At 66.7% G+C, this 19,545-nt stretch carries 12 protein-coding genes; 8 read left to right on the plus strand and 4 right to left on the minus strand.

Features of this window, described 5'->3' with window-relative positions; genetic code table 11:
* Positions 1-8: 8 nt before the first annotated feature.
* A complete protein-coding gene (locus AC1RJ9_RS16915) occupies positions 9-3,104 on the minus strand; it encodes an alpha-L-rhamnosidase (protein ID WP_492838059.1) in 3,096 nt (1,031 codons plus the stop codon).
* A 3-nt stretch (positions 3,105-3,107) separates the two neighbouring features.
* On the minus strand, positions 3,108-5,363 hold the full coding sequence (locus AC1RJ9_RS16920; RefSeq protein WP_492838060.1) for a glycoside hydrolase family 88 protein: 2,256 nt from the start codon (positions 5,361-5,363) through the stop codon (positions 3,108-3,110).
* 246 nt (positions 5,364-5,609) lie between these two features.
* On the opposite strand from AC1RJ9_RS16920, the gene AC1RJ9_RS16925 reads away from it, so the two are divergent.
* The 3 genes from AC1RJ9_RS16925 (at position 5,610) to AC1RJ9_RS16935 (ending at position 10,445) form a co-directional block, all read left to right on the plus strand.
* Complete coding sequence (locus AC1RJ9_RS16925; RefSeq protein ID WP_492838061.1) at positions 5,610-8,564, plus strand: TonB-dependent receptor; 2,955 nt, start codon at positions 5,610-5,612, stop codon at positions 8,562-8,564.
* A 58-nt stretch (positions 8,565-8,622) separates the two neighbouring features.
* A complete protein-coding gene (locus tag AC1RJ9_RS16930) occupies positions 8,623-9,729 on the plus strand; it encodes a pectinesterase family protein (protein WP_492838062.1) in 1,107 nt (368 codons plus the stop codon).
* A 92-nt stretch (positions 9,730-9,821) separates the two neighbouring features.
* Positions 9,822-10,445, plus strand: a complete 624-nt coding sequence (locus tag AC1RJ9_RS16935) for a LamG-like jellyroll fold domain-containing protein (RefSeq protein ID WP_492838064.1) — start codon at positions 9,822-9,824, stop codon at positions 10,443-10,445.
* A gap of 163 nt (positions 10,446-10,608) precedes the next feature.
* On the opposite strand, the gene AC1RJ9_RS16940 is transcribed toward AC1RJ9_RS16935, so the two are convergent.
* Positions 10,609-10,833, minus strand: coding sequence for a hypothetical protein (locus AC1RJ9_RS16940; RefSeq protein ID WP_492838065.1), 225 nt, complete (start codon positions 10,831-10,833; stop codon positions 10,609-10,611).
* Between the two features lie 88 nt (positions 10,834-10,921).
* Positions 10,922-12,208 carry an acetamidase/formamidase family protein gene (locus AC1RJ9_RS16945; protein WP_492838066.1) on the minus strand — a complete coding sequence of 429 codons (1,287 nt, stop codon included), beginning with the start codon at positions 12,206-12,208 and terminating at the stop codon, positions 10,922-10,924.
* A 1,342-nt stretch (positions 12,209-13,550) separates the two neighbouring features.
* Between AC1RJ9_RS16945 and AC1RJ9_RS16950 the strand changes: the two genes are divergently transcribed.
* The 5 genes from AC1RJ9_RS16950 to AC1RJ9_RS16970 are packed head-to-tail and all read left to right on the plus strand — an operon-like array spanning position 13,551 to position 19,472.
* The gene (locus AC1RJ9_RS16950) at positions 13,551-14,717 is read left to right on the plus strand and encodes a glycosyltransferase (protein ID WP_492838067.1); all 1,167 of its coding nucleotides are present in this window, start codon (positions 13,551-13,553) and stop codon (positions 14,715-14,717) included.
* On the plus strand, positions 14,714-15,673 hold the full coding sequence (locus AC1RJ9_RS16955) for a hypothetical protein (protein WP_492838068.1): 960 nt from the start codon (positions 14,714-14,716) through the stop codon (positions 15,671-15,673). The genes AC1RJ9_RS16950 and AC1RJ9_RS16955 overlap by 4 nt, the downstream gene beginning before the upstream one ends.
* Positions 15,674-15,710: 37 nt before the next feature.
* Positions 15,711-16,568: a glucosamine inositolphosphorylceramide transferase family protein gene (locus AC1RJ9_RS16960; protein WP_492838069.1), complete on the plus strand. Its 858-nt coding sequence runs from the start codon at positions 15,711-15,713 to the stop codon at positions 16,566-16,568.
* Positions 16,556-17,692, plus strand: a complete 1,137-nt coding sequence (locus AC1RJ9_RS16965; RefSeq protein ID WP_492838070.1) for a glycosyltransferase — start codon at positions 16,556-16,558, stop codon at positions 17,690-17,692. The genes AC1RJ9_RS16960 and AC1RJ9_RS16965 overlap by 13 nt, the downstream gene beginning before the upstream one ends.
* Positions 17,682-19,472 (plus strand): ABC transporter ATP-binding protein, encoded by a 1,791-nt coding sequence (locus AC1RJ9_RS16970; RefSeq protein WP_492838072.1) that lies wholly within the window; start codon positions 17,682-17,684, stop codon positions 19,470-19,472. The genes AC1RJ9_RS16965 and AC1RJ9_RS16970 overlap by 11 nt, the downstream gene beginning before the upstream one ends.
* Positions 19,473-19,545 lie beyond the last annotated feature (73 nt).

Here is a 19,545-nt window from a genome sequence, read left to right on the forward strand (position 1 = left end):
GGAAGGCCTCAGGCGCTGAAGGTGAAGGTGTGCGCGCCCGAACCGATCTCGACGACGCGAGCGGGCAGCTCGACGCGAGCGGTGGTGTTGGGCGGGATGGCGACGTCCAGTCGGACGCCCTCGGCCGTGCGTTTCCAGGCGATGGAGATGCGGCCGACCACGGACTCGTAGTCGCCGCGAGCGCCGGGCAGGCGCGGGTCGAACAGAGGGCGGATGGCGATCTTGCGGAAGCCGGGCTCCAGCGCGTCGATGCCGATGATCCGTCGCCAGATGAAGCCGCAGACGGCCCCGAACGCGTAGTGGTTCAGCGAGCCGGTGACGACGCCGTCCTTCAGTCCGTCCCAGCGCTCGAACACCGTCGTCGCCCCCTGGCCGACCTGGTAACCCCACGAGGGCAGATCGGTCTGCAGCAGCAGGCCATGGGCGAGGTCGGCGTGGCCGTGGTCGGCCAGGGCGTCGAGGATGTAGGGCGTGCCGATGAAGCCGGTCGAGAGCTTGGTTCCGCGTCGGCGGACGTCGGCGGCCAGGCGGTCGGCCGAGGCCTGGCGTAGGGCTGGCGGGACAAGGCCAAAGCGCAGGGCCAGGATGTGGCTGGTCTGGCTGTCGTTGCCGATCCCGCCATCGGGGCGAACGAATTCGCGGGCGAAGGCTTCGGCGATCTTGGCGTGCAGGGTGGCCAGACGAAGGGCGTCACCGTCGCGGCCCGCGGCCTTGGCCATCTGGGCCAGCAAGTCCGTCGAGTAGGCCCAATAGGCGGTCGAGACCAGTTCCTTGGGCGTGGTGATGTCCGAGCGGCTCGTGGCGTCGACCGACAGCCAGTCGCCGTAGTCCATGCCCCGCGCGTTGCGCCAGACGTGGTCGGGATTGAGGGCCAGCAGCCGCCGGCTCCAGCGGTCCATGGCATCCCAGTTTTCGCCGATGATGCTGGTGTCGCCGTACCGTCGCCAGACCGTCCAGGGCAGGATCACCGCCGCGTCGGCCCAGCCGGGGGTGTTCTGGCCCAGGGCCCAGAAGGGCGCGGTGTCGGGCATCTCGCCGGTCGGCGCCTGGCCGGCCCGTACGTCGCCCATGAACCGGCGGGTGAAGGCGTCGAGGTCCATGTTGAAGGCCGCCGCATCCCAGAAGATCTGGGCGTCGCCGGTCCAGCCCATGCGCTCGTCCCGCTGCGGGCAGTCGGTGGGGATGCCGAGGAAGTTGCCGCGCTGGCTCCACAGGGTGTTGTTGACGATCGACTGCACCAGCGGATGGTCGATGCGCGCCGCGCCGGTCAGGGCCGCGTCGCTGTGCAGGACGACACCCTCGATCTCGGTCAGCGGGCCCGTGACCTCGACATGGCGGAAGCCATGGAAGGTGAAGCGTGGTTCCCACGACTCGCCGGTCGGGTCGCCCTTAAGAACGTAGGTGTCGGTCTGCAGCGCCCGACGGTTGGACGTGGTGTTCAGCGTCCCGTCCGGCGTCAGCGCTTCGGCGTGGCGTAGGATGACCGTGTCGCCGGCCGCGCCTTTCGCGCGGATGCGGCACCAGCCGGAAAAGTTCTGGCCGAAGTCGACGATGCGGACGCCGGGCTTGGGCGTGGTGATCTGGGTCGGCTTCAGGACCTGGATCGCGCGGATGCCGGGACCAGGCTGGGCGGCGACATGAACCGGCGGCGCCTCACCCTTGCGCGCCCAGGCCCAAGCACGATCGTCAAAGCCCGGTGCGTCCCAGCCTGTCTCGTCCAGGCGCGCATCGTGGGTCTCGCCGTCATAGATCTCGGCCTTCAGCACGGCCGAGGGGGCCAGCTTCCAGCCGTCGCCTTCGGTGGCGATGCGAGTCGTCGAGCCGTCGGGGTGAGTGACCTCCAGCAGGCCCGAGAACCGACGCGGCGGTGGTCCGAAGGCGTAGCGCAGGTCCAGGAACCCGAACGGGCTGCCGAACCAGCCGTCGGCGACCAGGGCGCCCAGCACGTTGTCGCCGGCCTTCACGAGGTCGGTGACGTCATAGGCCTGGCTGAGGGCGCGGCCGCGGAAGTCGGTCGACTCCGGCGTCAGCAGGCGGTCGCCGACCTTCTTACCGTTCAGCCGAGCCTCGTAGCCGCCCAGGGCGGTGGCGTAGAGGCGAGCGCTGGCGACGGGCTTCTCTAGCCGGAAGGCCCTGCGCAGGCGCACGACTGGGCCGGTGACCCAGGGATGGCAGGGCGGGATCGTTCGCGCTGGAATAGTCGCCGGCCAGGCCGTGTCATCGAAGCTCGTCTCGCGCCAACCATCGGGCGCGTTGAGCGTCGTGCGCCAGCCGTCTTTGGCGTGGATCCGCGTCACCGAACCGTCGGCCTTGGTGAGGGTCAACCGCGCGGCCAGGGCGCCGCCCAGCACGGGGCGCGGCTCGTCCAGCCGCAGGCCGACCTCGACCGCCAGCACATGCGGACCAGGCGCCAGACGGGGCAGGGCGAAGCTCGGGCCCTGGCCCCAGGCGGTGCGGTCGCCGGGTTTGATCAGGCTCGCGCCGTCGACCCACAGGCCGTTCAAGCCGTCCTTGGCGCAGACGCTGACGACGGCCGAGACCACGTCCGCCGGCATGTCGAAGCGCCAGCGGAATCGGCGAGGTTTCGCGTCATCGGTGTCGCCCCAGACCCAGCGCATGCCCTCCAGACGCTGTTCGCGCATGGCCGGGGTCTCGGCCTCCAGCCAGCCGGCGGACCAGGGCTCCAGCTGGCCCATCTCGAACCAGGCGGGCGCGGAGCCGCGGATCGGCTTGCCCGCGCCGTCCCACGCCTCGACGCGCCACCAGCAGCGCTGGCGCGAGGCCAGGGCCGGGCCGGCATAGGCGATGTCGAAGGTGGCGTCGGACGCGACCTTGCCGTTGTCCCACAGGAACGGACCGCCGGTCAGCGCCGCCCGGCTGGCGGCGACGCGGATCCGGTGGGCGCTCTGCTTCACATCTCGCGCGCCGGCGGCCTCGATCGTCCAGGAGAAGCGCGGCGCCCCGTTGTCCAGCCCCAGCGGGCTTTCGATCTGGTCGACGCGCGGCGCGGCGATCCGGGCCGTCCCCCGAGCGGCGGCTTTGGCCGCGCCGGCGGTCAGGCTCGCGCCGGCGCCCGCGACGGCCAGGAACTGGCGGCGGTCCATGGCCTAGTGGCTCGGGTTGAAGTCGGGCTTCTGCGCGAAGACATAGGTCTCCCAGTCGGCGCGCGTGTGGAAGTCGAGGCCTTTGTCCCAGGCCGCGCCCATATAGTAGACGAACGGCTTGCCCGGCTCGACCGTGACCAGCACCAGCCAGTCGCTGTCGGTCTCGGTCACCCCGACGATCTGCTTGGGATCGACCAGCAGGGCCACGCCCATCGTGCCCTTGTCGGGATCGGTCACATCCCAGAACGAGAACACGCCCTTGGCCTTGTCGGCGCGCAGGTCGCCGGCCTGCTTGGCGGTCGGCTTCTTGGTGACGCCCAGGGCCACGGTGATCGGCCCCTTGGCGTTCGAGCCGAAGGTCGAGACCATCCGCGTGAAGTTCGTGCCCATCGGCAGGGTGAAGGTCCGGCTTTCCCAGACCTCGCGCTTTTCCGCGACCTTCCAGGGAGCGTAGCTGACCTTAAACGAGGCTACGTCTGGGCCGTCCTTCAGGATCCTGTAGTCCTTCCAGTTGCGCGACACCCACAGCTTGCCGCCGTCCCAGACGCCCAGGCCGCCCGCGCCGCGGAAGGTCCCGACGTTGTAATAGTCGATGCCTTCGCCGTGATAGGCGTGCTGGTCGCCGGTGCGCAGCTGGCGGGTCATGAAGGGGTAACGGACGCTTTTGCCCCAGGCGTCGATCCCGGAGGTCGAGGGCGGCTCGAACTGCTCCAGGGCAGGGCCGTAGATGCGGTGGGCCGTGCGGTCGTTCTCCCACAGGATGTCGTCATAGCGCTCGGGCGCGTAGCGGACGGTTGCGCGTGGCTTGTCCTGGCCGGCCGGCGGCGGGGCCATGCGGTAGATCATCTTCGGCGGCGTCGGCTGACCCGGCGCGGCCGGCGGGACCTGGGCGGGCGCCAGGCCCGGCCCCTCGATCGCCGGATCGTAGGCGAGGGCGGCGACGGCCTTCATCTCCGTGGCGTGGCGCGCTTCCTCTTCTGGACCCCGAACGGTGCGCGGCACGGGCGGGACGGGCGTCGAGGCGGCCACGAAGTCGGCGGGGTCACGCGACGGCTCGGCCAGGGGCAGGGCGGTGACGGGCTTGCCGAGGTTCATCACCTCCAGCCCGGCCAGCAGGAATGCGCCCGTGCCATAGGGACCGATGTCGTTCGCGACCGTCGGCACCGGCTGGTCGCCGGTCTTCTGCACCGCCCCGATCATGCCGCTGGGCAGCACCTGCTTTTGCAGACCGGTCCAACCCTTCACGACCACGGGCTGATAGGTCGCGCGGTCCAGGATCCCGTGATTGATCCCCCAGGCCAGGGCGTAGACGAAGAACGACGAGCCCGAGGCCTCGGCCTCGGGGAACTTCTCCGGCTGCATCAGGCTGGACGCCCACAGGCCGTCGGCGCGCTGCAGGCCGGCGACCCGCTTGGCCATGGCCTGGAAGATCGCGACGTAGCGGGGCCGCGAGATGTAGTCGGCCGGCATCGATTCCAGCACCCGGGCGGTCCCGGCCATGACCCAGCCGTTGCCGCGCGACCAGAAGAGCTTGCGGCCCTGCTCGTCCCGGCGATCGATGAAGCGCTCGTCGCGGAAATAGAGGCTGTCGTCCGGGCTGTAGAGGCGCGCGAAGGTGCGCCACCACTGCTTGTCCATGGCGTCGAGATACTTCTTGTCGCCGGTCTGCGCGCTCATCCGCGCCAGCACGGGCGGGGCCATGAACAGCGCGTCGCTCCACCACCAGACCAGATGCTCGGGGATCGGCTGGCGGGCCAGGTGCGGCAGGGCCCAGTCCAGGCGCTGGCGCAGGGGCATGATCACGCCCTCCTGGCCGCGACGGGCGTAGAGCTCCTCATAGAGGTCGCCAATCGCCATCTCGTCGGCGTTCAGCATGGCCTTGCCGTTCTTCGCGCCGCGCAGGGCGTAGTTGTAGTGCTCGGCCGCGTCGGTCAGGAACTTCAGCGTCTCGACGTCGCCGGTCGCCCGCGCTAGGCGCGCGGCGCCGACATAGTAGGTCGCCGACACCCAGTTCGAGGACATTTCGCGCACCGCCCCGCCGGTGGAGACGGGGATTGGCTCGGCCCGCATGGCGTCGATCTGAGCCTTGTTGGCCCGGTTCAGCACCGCGAGCACCTCGGCCGGCGCGGGCAGTTGCGTGGCGACGGCCGCTGGGCGCTTCGGCGCGCCAAGGGCCGGCGCTCCAACGGCGCACAAGGCCGTGGCGCACAGCAGGGCGGCCATGCCGGCCTGACGGAGGGGCTTCGAACGCGGGGTCATGGGCACTGGCGATTCCTCGGCGCGCCGACACTCATGGGGTCAGCGACGTTCATTATTTGGAATAGAATGTCAGATTTTGAAAGGTTGTCTACCGGGAGCGGCGGTCGGCGCCACCGGTGTCGCACCATAGGCGCACCCGCCCATTATTGCGCTTGTGGGCTTGCAAAAAATGGAAACCGATCGCAGCATGTGAAGATAATGATACCGGTGTCATCAAGAACACCAAACCTGGGAGGGTACGAGATAATGGCTTCATCCAAGAGTTTTGCCCTGCGTGATCGCCTTCTGACCGGCGCCGCGGGTCTGGCCGTCATGCTAGCCGCGGGCGCCGCCCAGGCGCAGCAGGCCGCTACGGCCCCGGCGGCTGATGACACGGTCGAGGCGGTGGTGGTCACCGGCTTCCGCAACAGCCTGCAGCAGGCCCTGAACGTCAAGCGCTCCTCGGCGGCGGCGGTCGACGCCATCTACGCCGAGGACATGGCCAAGTTCCCCGACCTGAACCTGTCCGAATCCATCCAGCGCATCCCAGGCGTCGCGATCTCGCGTGACGCCGGCGAAGGCCGCCAGATCTCGGTCCGCGGCCTGGGCGCCCAGTTCACCCGCGTGCGCATCAACGGCATGGAAGCCCTGACCACTTCGGGCGGCACCGACGCCTCGGGCGGCACCAACCGCAGCCGCTCGTTCGACTTCAACGTCTTCGCCTCGGATCTCTTCAACCGCATCACGGTGCAGAAGACCGCCTCGGCCGAGACGGAAGAGGGCTCGCTGGGCGCGACCGTCGACCTGAACACCGCCCACCCGTTCGACAAGCGCGGCTTCAACTTCGCGGTGTCGGGCAAGTACGGCTACAACGACCAGGCCAAGAAGGCCTCGCCGCGCGTGGCGGCCTTGATCTCGAACACCTGGCGCGACGACACCATCGGCGCTCTGTTCTCCATCGCCTATTCCAAGCGCGACCTGCTGGACGAAGGCACGAGCACCGTGCGCTGGCAAACCGGCACGGCCGCCGCGCCGGGCTTCCGCGGCGTGAAGGGCGTGACCTGCGCCACCAACGCCGCCGCCTGCGCCGAGGCCAATGGCGCGGTGCACCCGCGTATCCCGCGCTTTGACTGGTACAAGAACAAGCAGGACCGCCTGGGCATGACCGGGTCGCTGCAATGGGCGCCGGACGACAAGACCACGGTCTCGTTCGACGTGCTGTACGCCGACTTCAAGGGCGAGCGTAACGAGGACTTCCTCGAGACCTTCACGCCCCAGACCGCCGGCGCCTGTACGGCGACCTCGGCGCCCTCGTGTGGCATCAACCAGGTGGATGTCGTCGACTACACCGTGACCAAGCCGCGTTCAGGCCTCTCGGTCATGACCAAGGGCGTATGGAACAATGTCGATCTGAAGACCGAGCAGCGCCGCGACGAACTGGAGACCGAATTCCGCCAGTTCACCCTAGCTGGCGAGCACCAGTTCACCGACAAGTTCAAGGCCAAGGGCGTGATCGGCTTCTCCAAGTCGACCTTCTCCAACCCGGTCCAGAACACGGTCCAGTGGGACCAGTACAACGTCCAGGGCTACAGCTTCGACTACAGCGGCGGCGACGCCTATCCGGTAATCAAGTACGGCACCGGCGACACCGTCAACGCCGACGCCTGGACCCTGGCCGAGATCCGCATGGTCCAGGGCTATGTCGACAACAGCTACAAGACCGGCCAGTTCGACCTAGCCTATGACTTCAGCGACGCCTTCAAGCTGAAGGGCGGCCTGTCCTACAAGGCCTATGGCGTCGAGAGCACGGCCTTCGCCCGCTCGAACGGCACGACCTCGAACATCAATCCGATCAGCTCGACCGACCTGAAGACCGTGCCGCGGTCCAGCTATGCGGAGACGATCGACTTCTCGAGCCTGAACATCCCGGCCGGCAACGTGTCTTCATGGATCACGCCGGACCTGAACAAGGCCCTCGCGGCCCTGCACATGGACGACGTGAACTACGGCAAGACCGTCACCACCACGCCGGGCACGGTCTGGGTCAGCCCGTTCGGCAATTCGTGCTTCACCCAGGGCTGCGGCATCTACAACCTGGGTCGCGAGCCAAGCCTGGGCAGCAACTACTCGATCGATGAGTGGGACACGACGGGCTACGTCCAGGGCGACTTCAAGTTCGACGTCGGCGGCGTGCCGGTGCGCGGCGATGTCGGCGTCCGCTATGTGAAAACCCGCCAGAAGGCGCTGGGCTACGGCGTGGTGCCCTCGACCGTCAACGGCGTGAACTACCAGACGATCTCGGCCACCACCGCCACGCGCGCCTATACCGACGTGCTGCCGGCCATGAACGTCGTCGTCGAGCCGCGCGAAGATCTGCTGCTGCGCTTCGGCGCCGCCAAGGTCATGTCGCGGCCGAACCTCGGCTCGCTGACGCCGGGCGTCAACATCGGCACCGGTTCCACCAAGTCGGTGACCTCGGGCAACCCGTTCCTGGATCCATATCGCGCCAAGACCGCCGACGCCGCCGTCGAGTGGTACTTCCAGCCGGGCGGCCTGCTGTCCTTCGCCTACTTCTACAAGGACATCTCGACGTTCGTGCAGAGCTACACCTCGGCGCTGTCGACCTTCGACCAGAACCCGTTCGGCCTGCCGGACAGCGCGGCGGTCGCGGCCTGCGGCACCACCCCGGGCTGCTCGCCCAGCCTGCCGGTCTGGCAGTTCAGCACCTCGGTCAACACGCCGGGCGGTCCGCTGAAGGGCTTCGAGATCAACTACCAGCAGCCCTTCACCTTCCTGCCGGCGCCGTTCGACAAGTTCGGCTTCCTGGGCAACTACACCCATGTGACCTCGAACGTGACGTACCTGTCCTCGACCGGCGCGGTAGCGGCCATCGGCCCGCTGACCAACCTCTCGAAAGACAGCTACAACGCCACGCTCTACTTCGAGAACAAGAAGATCAGCAGCCGCGTCTCGGCGGCCTATCGCTCCAAATATCTGACCCAGATCCCGGGCCGTAACGGCTCGGACGTCGAAGGCACCAAGGCGACGCTGAACTTCGACGCCTCGCTGACCTACACCTGGACCAAGAACCTGGCCTTCACGCTCGAGGCGGTCAACCTGACCAACGAGAAGCAGGACCAGTACTACGACAGCAGCCAGTTGGTGTCGTTCTACCACGAGACCGGGCGCGAGTTCTTCGCCGGCTTCCGCTACACCTTCTAAGCCTCAAGCGCGGCGCGGTTCTTCGGAGCCGCGCCGTGTCGCTTTGCGAGGGTTCCCGATGTCCTATCTCTTCGATCGGCGGTCGCTGCTGCTGACCGGCGCGGCGGCCGCTTTCGCCGCCAGCCCGGCCCTGGCCGCTTCCCGCGCCGCCTTCGACGCCGTCGTCTCGACCGACGGAAAGACCCGTGGCGTCACCAAGACCTACGCCACCCTCACCGAGGCGCTCGAGGCCGCGCCAGCTGTCGGCGACCGACCGTTCCGCATTCTCGTGACCGCTGGGACCTGGCGCGAGAAGGTGACGGTGACCAAGCCGAACGTCTGGCTGATCGGCGAGGGCCGCCAGGCCACTACCATCGTCCATGACGACTATGCCGGCGCCCGTCGTCCCGGCGGTCCGCCCGAGATCGCCACCCTGGTTGTCACCGCGCCCGGCTTCCGGGCCGAGCGGATGACCATCGCCAACGACTTCGACTATCCCCGCCACATGCCGCCCGAGGTCGACTACGATCGCACCGGCGCCAGCGGGGCGCAGGCCACGGCGCTGAAGCTGGGCCAAGGCTCGGACAAGGCCTATTTCGAGGACGTGGCCCTGACCGGCTGGCAGGACACCCTGTTCGCGGACGCAGGCCGCAGCGTGTTCCGCGAGTGCTATGTCAGCGGCTGCGTCGACTTCATCTACGGCATGGGCTTGGCGGTGTTCGACCATTGCGAGATCCGCTCGCGCACCAGGCCGGGCAAGGACTTCCACGGCTTCATCGCCGCGCCGGACACCGACCGCCGCCAGCCCTACGGCCTGATCTTCCTGGACTGTCGCCTGACCCGCGATGCGGACATGCCCAGGCGCACGATGGCGCTGGGCCGGCCCTGGCGGCGCACCATGAGCTTCCCGGACGGTCGCTACGGCAACCCGGACGCCGTGGGGCAGGCCGCCTTCATCCGCTGCTGGATGGACGACCATATCGTCCCCGAAGGCTGGTATCCGATGCACTACAATCTGAAGGGCGGCCGGCGGGCCATGTACCAGCCCGAGGATGCGCGCCTGTTCGAATACGCCAGCAAGGGACCGGGCGCGGGCAAGCCTTCCCAGCGTCGCCGCCAGCTGTCGGCCGCGGAGGCGCGCGACTATACGATCCCGAAGCTGATGTCGGGCTGGAATCCGGTTTGAGGAGCGAAGCGATGGGCGGTTGCGGACGACGCGAAGTCCTGGTCGGCGGAGCCGCCCTCGCTGGAGGGCTGCTGGCCGGCGAGGCTCGGGCGATGACCAGGCTCCCCGGCCAGACCCGCTGGGTCTTCGACCGCCTGTCGAACATTGGCGGCGCCGACACCAGGGTCGAGGGCGACCCGATCCTGGTCGACAGCCCCTATGGCAAGGCCGTTCAGTTCGACGGCGTCGACGACCGCCTGGTCATCGGCAAGCATCCGCTGGCGGGCATGGGCCAGTTCACCTTCGAGGCTCTGTTCCGTCCCGATGGCGGGGCTTTCGCCCAGCGCTGGTTCCACCTCAACGAGGAGGATCCGACGCCCGGCGCGCCGCGCTCGGTCACGCGCGTCCTGTTCGAGATCCGCGTCAAGGACGGCGCCTGGAGCCTGGACGCCTTCGCCACGGGGCAGGGCTACAAGCAGACCCTGCTGTTCCTGGACAAGACCTTCCCGATCGGCCCCTGGTACTGGGTGGCCCAGAGCTATGACGGCAAGACCTACCGGTCGTTCGTCAACGGCGAGCTGCAGGGCGAGGCCGACATCGCCTACCAGCCGCAAGGCCAGGGCCGCAGCTCGATCGGGGCCCGCATGAACAAGGTCGACTACTTCAAGGGCGCCGTCCGAGAGGCCCGCTTCACGCCCCGCGCCCTGGCGCCGCAAGCGCTGCGGAAGACGCGCTGACGGGCGCTTGATCGCCGCACCGGCCTGGGGCGCGCCGAAATCCTCGGCGCGCGCCCGTACGCGCGCGTCGCGACCCGCGAGCGGTCGCGCTGGCCTCTGGTCTCAAAGGAAAGGAGAGAAATGGTGGATGCGAACCAACAGGAGCTTCAAGCGTATCACGGCCCTACACCACATCGAAGCCAGCTTCCGTCAGGCCATAGGTTAGGTGCTGGGTCAGCGTGCCGGCCTCCAGTCCAACCTGGTGGATCGGTTCGCCGAACGCGCGCAGACAGCGGACCAGGTCCGGAACCTCGGAGGGCGCGGACCTCTCCAGGCGCACCTTGCCGTTCTGGTCGATGATGCAGATCGCCACCGGCCGCAGCGACACATCCAACGCAGCGTAGAACATCGTCGTCTCCCTTCGTCTCGGCTAGAACCGAGACCTTACTGGGAGCTCGACCCTTCAGGGGTCTGCCCGAATACGCATGCTATTGGCGCTAGTCGCGCTTTGAACCTGGGAGGCGCGAACGTTCGAGGCTCAGCGCCACGCCGGCGTTTCGCCCAGCGAGGGTGGCCACGCGGTATTCGGCGGCTACGCCGAGAACCAGCGAGGCCTCCGAGGTGCTGAGGGCATAGTCCTGCGCAAGCCATTGGACCATCGCGGCTGTCGCCGCTCGAACGGCTTCGTCCAAGGAAGAGCCCTGACCCAAGACACTGATCCGTTGATCGGTCTCTATTCGCGGGCTGGCGAGCGGTCGCGGCGAAAGGAGCGTGACGCTAAACTCCACGTCGAGCGACGTCTCCAGCGCCCATTGGGTCGTTTCTCCGTCGCCCTGCCGTGCATGGCCGTCTCCGAGAAACAGCATGGCGCCTGGCTGGAACACCGGCAGATAAACCGTGGCGCCTTCCACGACCCCGTTGAAGTCCATGTTGCCGCCCCAGCGCCCGCTATCGCCGGCCGATTGCGGTGGAAAGCCGAAGTCGGGCGCGACGCCCAGGCCGCCCAACATCGGGCGAACAGGAATGGCATATTCCTTGAGGTGGTCGGGCGCGTCCTCCAGGCTAGCTAGGCCTGCCGCGCGGTCGAGTCGCCAGCGCACCCGTTTGCCAAGGCCGGGCGCCTTCGCGGCCAAGCCCAGCGACATCGCTCGCCCCGTGATGCCATCGAGGCTGTCGGCATAATCGCGATTGAGCGACAGACGACGGATGTGAACCGCCAGCACGTCTCCTGCTTTCGCGCCCGCGACAAAGAACGGTCCGGTCTGCGGATTGCCGTAGAGCGCGACGACGCGCCCCCGTTCGTCGACGCCGCCGGAGTCGATCGTACGCGTCGAAACGATATCCCCCGGTCGGATGACTAGGGCTGGCGGCAAGTCGGCGGTGAAGGTGTTCGGAAACTGCTTTGGTTCATAGGTCACCCGGCGGACTGGGCCCTCCGGAATGTCCAGTCGCTGGCCGCTGAAGGCGTGACGCACGCGTTGGGTATTGCTGGTGTCGGGATAGTCCGCCCACCCCGTCCAGCGATCACCGCGCGCGGTCGCCTCGAAACGAAAGCGCGCGCCATGACTGTCGACTGCCTCAAAGGTCAATCGGTCCCCCTCAGCACGTCCGATTACAGGCCAGCCGTCGAGCGACCCCGAAAGTGTCTTTCCCGCGGTCGCCCAGGTCAGGACGCGATGCTCGGCGTTTCCCCATCGGTCCACCGCGAGAAGCCAGGTCTCGGGCGCGGCAGAGGCTGACGAGGCGACGGCGAGAACAGCGAACAACAACAGCAGGGCGCGCATGAGTTTTCTCCGGACGGCCGACGCAAGTTCGACAATGAGGTCGTCGGTGACAAATGAAGCTTCTGAAAGGTTGGCCCTCTCACTATCCAGCCGACGTGCTCTGATCTTCTCGTTGGCATCAGCGCCGAGACAAGGCAAACGTCCGATGCTTGGCGGCGCGTCAACGGCAGCTTCTGGCGCGTCCCGGCCTGCGACACAGACCTTCGGATCGGCCGGGAAGGGTGGGATTGAGTCGTTGGGACCCGATCGAAGGGGGGGGCCGTTCGGTTCGTCCGGAGTCGGCGCCAACGACCGCTTTCGATCCCCGCGGACCTTCGTGCCAATCCGACATCTAAGGCTTCGGTTACCGAAATTTCACTGCGGTTGGCGTCTGCAGGCCTTTAGCGTCGCTCCAGTTCCTGGAGAAATGCGCATGCGCGTCGCCTTAGCGTCGCTACTGGCCGGCTTTGCCGCCCGCGTCGCGAGCGGCGAGGCCGCGGCCCATCGCTGACATTTGGAGGGGCCGCTTGCTGATTGTGACGGAGACTGGCGCAATAGACGTACCCTCGCGCCTTCTAACCCTCGCGCCTTCTAGAATTCGCGGCGCCGCTAGGGCGGACCTTGAGGATCACTGCTGAGACTTGTTCCGCTATCTTTTCGGACAGCCAATTGACGGGGTTTTCGCCCGGCCTATCGCGGCTTGAAACCCATACGGCGACGCACGTGATAGCGAACAAGCAGGCCGGTCCGCCAACGGTGACCACCGCCGGCAAATGCGTCGCTGCGGTCATGGCTTGGCCAAGGACCATCGACGTTCCAAACATGAAGAGCAGCAGGCCGCCCACGACCATGAGGCCGACATAGTGCGGTACGAGCGTCACCAGGAGTTCGGTGAAGAGCTTGAAGTCTGGGTCGTCTGAGACAGCACCGAGAACGACCGCATCAGCCGCTCCAGCAAGAACATGACCATTGTGCTGACCAGTACGGCGGACATTGGCGTTAATGTCCGCCGGAGTAGATACGCACCCCAGCGTCCAATGTGCTTTGCAGGTGGCCGACCAGGCGGCTGAAGGACTTATTTGCTCCATCCAGGGTGTAGTTGTAGTTCCCGGAGAACAAAGTGATGCGTGGCGGCCTCCTGAAACGGGTGGCCACCATTCTATTCTTTTCCATGTCTGTCCCCGTACAGTGGCCTCAGTTTTTAATTCAGACGACGCGCGCGCCGCGCCACCACACGGATTTTGAAAATCTTTTGAGGCGTGCGTCGACGTATGCCGTCTTTCTGTGAAAGCGCCCCGCGAGCCCCCGTCGCGCGGATGTCTAGGCGGTGCGGTACGGCGGATCTCTGAGGTTTCGAAGCGCGATGCGGATAGTGGATGTCGCCGAATTCTATTCGCCGACCGGCGGGGGCGTGCGGACCTATATCGACCGTAAACTGGAGGCGGCCGCTCAGCTTGGTCACGAGCTTTTCGTGATTGCGCCGGGCCCGCGGGATGCCTTCGAAAAGCGCCAGGCCGGCGGGGTGATCCACCTCCGGTCCCCGAAACTGCCATTCGACGCCAACTATCACATGTTCTGGGATGCGGGGCCGGTGCACCGCTGGCTAGATCGACTGGCGCCCGATCTGGTCGAGGCGTCCTCGCCCTGGCGCGGCGCGTGGATCGTCGCCCGTTGGGGCGCTCCGGTCCCGCGCGCGATGTTCATGCATGCCGATCCCGTGGCCTCTTATCCCCAGCGCTGGCTTGCCCCTTTCGCCAGCCCACAGCGCATAGACCAGCTATTCGCGTGGTTCTGGCGTTACCTCCGCCAGTTGACCGGGCGCTTTGCGTCCGTTGTCACCGGAGGGCCTTGGCTGGCCGATCGGCTGACGGGGCAGGGGATCGACGCGGTGGCCAGCGTTTCGCTAGGCATCGATCGCCAGGCCTTCTCGCCCGACATGCGCGACGCGGGGCTTAGGTCTCGTCTGTTGGCCGCCTGCAATTGCCCGGACGAGGCGAGACTGGTGCTCGGCGTCGGCCGTTTCCATCCTGAAAAGCGCTGGCCGATGGTCATTAAAGCGGTGAAGCGCGCCCGATGCGCCGCGCCGCTCGGCCTGGTTTTGATCGGCGACGGCATTGACCGTGCGCGCGTGGCCCGCGCCGCCGCCGGGGATCCCCACGTTCATATCCTGCCACCGATCCGCGATCGGACGCTCCTGGCCACGCACTTGGCGAGCGCCGACGCTCTGGTGCATGGCTGCGAGTCCGAAACCTTCGGGCTGATCCCGGCCGAGGCGATGGCCAGTGGCCTGCCCGTTGTCGGGCCTGATCGCGGTGGGTTCGCGCATATAGCTCGGTTGGAGACCTGCGAAATCTATCGCGCCGGCGACACTGTCGCCGCCGCGACCGCCATCGAACGTCTTTTCGCCCGAGACCCGCTCGCTTTGAAGAGCGCCGCGATCAAGGCATCGGTTGGCGTGCGGCGCGACATCGACCATTTCGCCGAGCTTTTTGAGCACTACGGCGCCGTCGCGGCCGGAGTTCGGACATGACCGGAGGCGCGGAGGCCGACGGTGTCGACCAAGCCGCCTTGCGCGCGGCCGGCGGACGGACCCGACGGCCATGGGTGTGGCTTGGCGGGCTTCTGTCGGTCGGAATGGTCGCGGCCATTGTCCTGCAGCTGGACGGCGCGACCGCGGAGGTGCTGGCCACTATCGGCCGCTTGCCGCCGCTGGTCTGGCCAGCGCTCCTGCTGCTGTACCTCGTCCAGACGATCTTCGATTTCGCGATCTTTCGGCGGTTCTGGAACATGCCCCTCGCGGGCTTCGAGGCTCTGCTGCGCAAGAACGTCATCAATGAAGTGGTGCTGGGCTACAGCGGCGAGGCCTATCTATATGTCTGGGCGCGACGGGCGGCGGGCGTCATCGCCGAGCCTCTCGCCGCCATCAAGGACGCCAACATCGTCTCGGCCTTGCTTGGCAACCTGTTGACGTTGGTTCTGGCGGCCGTCAGCCTGACGCAGCTCCGCGAGATGGATTTCGCTCGGCGGATGGGGCCAGCCCTGTGGTCGGGGATCATCCCGCTCGCCATCTCGCTAGGCGTCCTGCTCTTGGGGCGGCGAGTATTCTCGCTGCGCCCGTCTCAACTGACCTATGTCGGCCTTATCTGCTGTCTGCGCCTTGGGGTGTGGACCGCGCTGACCATCCTGGTCTGGCGTCTGGCGATGCCGGACGTGCAGCCTGGCCTGTGGATCGTCCTGCTGGCGATCCGCTACCTGATCTCGCGTATCCCGCTGATCTCCAACAAGGATCTGGTGTTCGGCAACTTGATGCTGCTGCTGTTGGGCGCGCATTCGACCGTTGCCGTGTTGCTGGCGGCGCTCGCCCTGGTCACGCTGGTTCTACATCTGTCCGTGATCGTCGGGCTGGGCGCGCTCGATCTGACGCGTAGTTTGCGCCGCGCGAGCGGGGCGTCCTCGATCAAGGCCGGGGGTGTCCATGACTACTGATTGGCGCGCACGGATTCCTGGACGAGACATCTGGCGCGTGGGGCTGGTCCAGGCGCCGATCGCCCAGATTGCTCGGCTCGGTTTTTCCTCCGCCCCTCAGGTCCACTGGCTGGCCGAGGAGGCGAGGCTTAAGTTCCTGGCCGATCCCTTCGGCCTTTGGCGCGATGGGCGCCTGTACCTGTTCGTCGAAGCCTATGACTACCGAACTCGCCACGGCGTCATCGAGGTGATCGAACTTGGGTCGGACTTTTTGTCCCATCGACGGTCCGTGGTCCTGCGCGAGCCCTGGCACCTGTCCTATCCGCAGGTCTTCGAGACCGACGGGCAAATTTGGATGCTCCCCGAGGGCCACCGATCGGGCGGGCTCACGCTTTACCGAGCGGCCGCGTTTCCCGACGTTTGGGAGCCGGTGACGCGTTTCGAACTGGACACTCCCGCGATCGACGCCACCCCGTTCCGACACGGCGGGCTGTGGTGGCTGGCCTATTCTCCGATCGGCCCGCAGCGTTGGAAGCAGGGGCGCCTACACCTGGCCTTCGCCGAGCGTCTGACCGGGCCATGGCGCCCCCATGCCGGCAATCCCGTGCGCGACAGTCTGGCGTCATGCCGGCCTGGCGGCACGGTCTGGATGGAGGACGCCGCGCCGGTCCTGCCAGTGCAGGACTGCAGGCACACATACGGCGGCGGCGTCCGACAGTTGAAGATTTTGGAGCTGCGCCCTGATCGCTTCGAGGCCGAAGCCAGCGCACCGCTTGCGCCGCCGCCTGGCGTGGGGGACTATTCGATGGGACTGCACACCCTGTCGGCCTGTGGTCCGGTCACCCTGTTCGACGTCAAGCGCATCGATCGCTCGCTGTGGGCGCCGCGCCGAGAGCCTGCGCCTTGCGCGTCCTGACCTTCTTGCACAGCTTCGAGCCTGGCGGCGTCGAGCGTATCGCGCTGCGGATGGTGCGTTATTGGCGCGAGCAGGGTGTCGATGCGCCGCTTTTCATGGGACGTCTCGAAGGGGGCATGCGCGACGACGTCGGCGCCGGCCTTGATCCGATCTCTCCGCCGGGCGCTGGTCCAGGCGTGGCCGGGATGGAAACGTTGTGGATGATCTGGACGCTTCCCAAGGTCGTGCGGCGGCTGCGTCCCGACGTCCTGTTCTGCGCGGGCAATACCTACGCGGTCATCGCGGTCGCGCTGAAGGTCCTACTGGGCCGCGACTGCCCGCCCATCGTGGTCAAGATCAGCAACGATCTCGACCGACGCGATCAGCCGCGCTGGTTCCGCTTCGTCTATCGCCTATGGCTCAAAATCCAGGGACGGCGCCTAGACCACTTCATCGGCATGGAAGCGCCGATGGCCGAGGAGATCGGTGACTGTCTGGGCGTGTCGGCTGACCGCGTCACGATCATTCCGGATCCCGCCCTGTCCGGACCGCTGATCGCCAGGTTGCGGGCAAGCCGGCAAGCCCCGCGAACCAATGGCGCCGGCCGCTGTTTCGTTTGCGTCGCCAGGCTCACGCCGCAGAAGAATATCGCCCTGATGTTGCGCGCCTTCGCGCGTGGAGCGCTCGCGGCCGATACGCTGACGATCATTGGTGATGGGCCCGAACGCGGAAAGCTCGAGCGTCTCGCGGTGGATCTTGGACTGAAAACGCGCGTGGTGTTCCGAGGTTACCTTCCAGATCCGGTCAACCAGCTGACGTCGTTCGATATCCTGCTGTTGTCGTCAGACTATGAAGGCGTGCCCGCGGTCGTCCTGGAAGGGCTGGCCGCTGGGCTTGCGATCGTGGCCACAAACTGCGGTCGAAGCATGAAGACCTTGCTAGGCCATGGCGACTTGGGTCTGCTTGTCGAGGTTGGTGATGAGCGGGCCCTTGCCGAGGCGATCGCGACGGTCCGGCCAGGATCTCAAGACGCGCAGAAAAGCCTGGCCTTGGTCCAGCGTTTTACAATCGAATCCGCCTGCGAAAACTATTTGTCCACCATGTCCCGACTTTGCCTCGCTCAGGTGACGAACGATGCTCGATAACGATTTTAAGAACGAGCTGGACGATGAAACCGGGGAGGCCGTCCAGGTTTCATTACGGCGGGTGCTGTCGCTATTTAGTCCTTATCGACACCGCATCGCGGCGATAGCGGCGCTCATCACCTTAGGGGCGGCAGTCGGCCTGACGACCCCGTTCCTGCTGCGCGCGATCATCGATAACGCGTTGCCCAACGGGGATATGGGTCTGCTCAGCCTCCTCGTCGCGGCCTTGATCGGCGTCGGGGCGATATCCGCGGTGATCAACGCGACCCACGCCATACTGTCCTCGCAGATCGGCCAAGCGGTCATGCATGACTTGCGTGTGCGGGTTTACGGACATCTCCAGTCACTCTCGCTGGGCTTCTTCACCCACGCCCGCGCCGGCGAAATCCAGTCGCGTATCGCCAACGATATCGGCGGGCTGCAATCCCTCGTCACCAACACCGCGCACGAACTGGCCCGCAATCTCAGCCTCGTGATCATGACCAGCGTCGCCATGGTGTTGCTCGACTGGCGGCTGGCGCTGTTCTCGATGACGGTCATTCCGATCGTCGTGCGCCTGAGCGATCATGTCGGTCAGAAGCGCGAGGCCTACACCCATCGGCAGCAGGAGCGGATGGCTGACCTTTCGTCGACGGTGCAAGAGACGCTTTCGATCTCGGGCGTCATCCTGGCCCGAACCATGGGGCGGAGAGATTTTCTCGTCCGACGCTTCGCCCGAACCTCGGCAGATGTCGGCGCGCTCGAGGTACGCTCCAGCACGGCGGGTGAGTGGCAGTGGCAGCTCATCTATCTGCTGCTCCAGGCGCTACCGGCTCTGACCCTTCTCCTGGGCGGCTGGCTGATCAGCCGTGATGTGACGATCACCATCGGCACGCTCGTGGCGATGATCGCCCTGCAGGAGCAACTGCTCTGGCCCCTCGAGGAGGTTTTGCGCACGGGACTCGAAATTCGGACCACCCGAGCCCTATTCGCGCGCGTGTTCGATTATCTTGATCGGCCCGTGGAAATCGTCGAGCGCCCCGATGCTGTTGCGCTCCCGGTCGATCGCATGCGCGGCGCCGTCGCGATCGAGAATGTGAGCTTCGCCTACGACAAGGGTGGCGAGCCCACGCTGCGCGACGTCTCCATCGACATTCCCGCCGGATCGCACGTCGCCATCGTGGGCGCGACGGGGTCGGGCAAGACGACGCTCGGCTACCTTCTGGCGCGGTTGTATGACGTCGATCATGGGGCGATCCGGTTCGATGGCGTCGACATCCGGGACCTCAAACTCGCTTCGCTTAACGAAATGCTCGGCGTCGTGACGCAGGAGCCCTATCTGCTGAATGCGAGTATCGCCGACAATCTGCGCTTCGCCAGGCCCGACGCCACCGATGCGGATCTTGTCGCGGCGGCCCGCGCCGCACAGATCGCGGCGCAAATCGAGGCGTTGCCGGAAGGTTACGACACCGTCGTCGGGGAGCGCGGCTATCGCTTTTCGGGCGGCGAGAAACAGCGCCTCGCGCTTGCTCGCACCATCCTGCGCGACCCGCCGATCCTGCTGCTCGACGAGGCGACCAGCGCGCTCGATACTCAGACCGAGCAGGCGATGAGCGCGGCGCTGGCGGCGCTGTCGAAGGGGCGGACCACCATCACGATCGCTCACCGGCTCTCCACCGTTCGCTCGGCGGACTTGATCGTCGTGATGAAACGCGGCCAGGTCGTTGAACGTGGGACGCATGACGGGCTCATGGCGCGGGGCGGCGCCTATGCAGCCCTGCTGCGGCCTGAAGAAGACTAGGCCACGGACTCATTAAATCGCAGCCAAATGCGTACTGAGGCGAGTTTGACGCCGGCGAGATAGTTGTCGGCGC

The organism is Caulobacter sp. GW822-FHT07D08, from assembly GCF_058798735.1.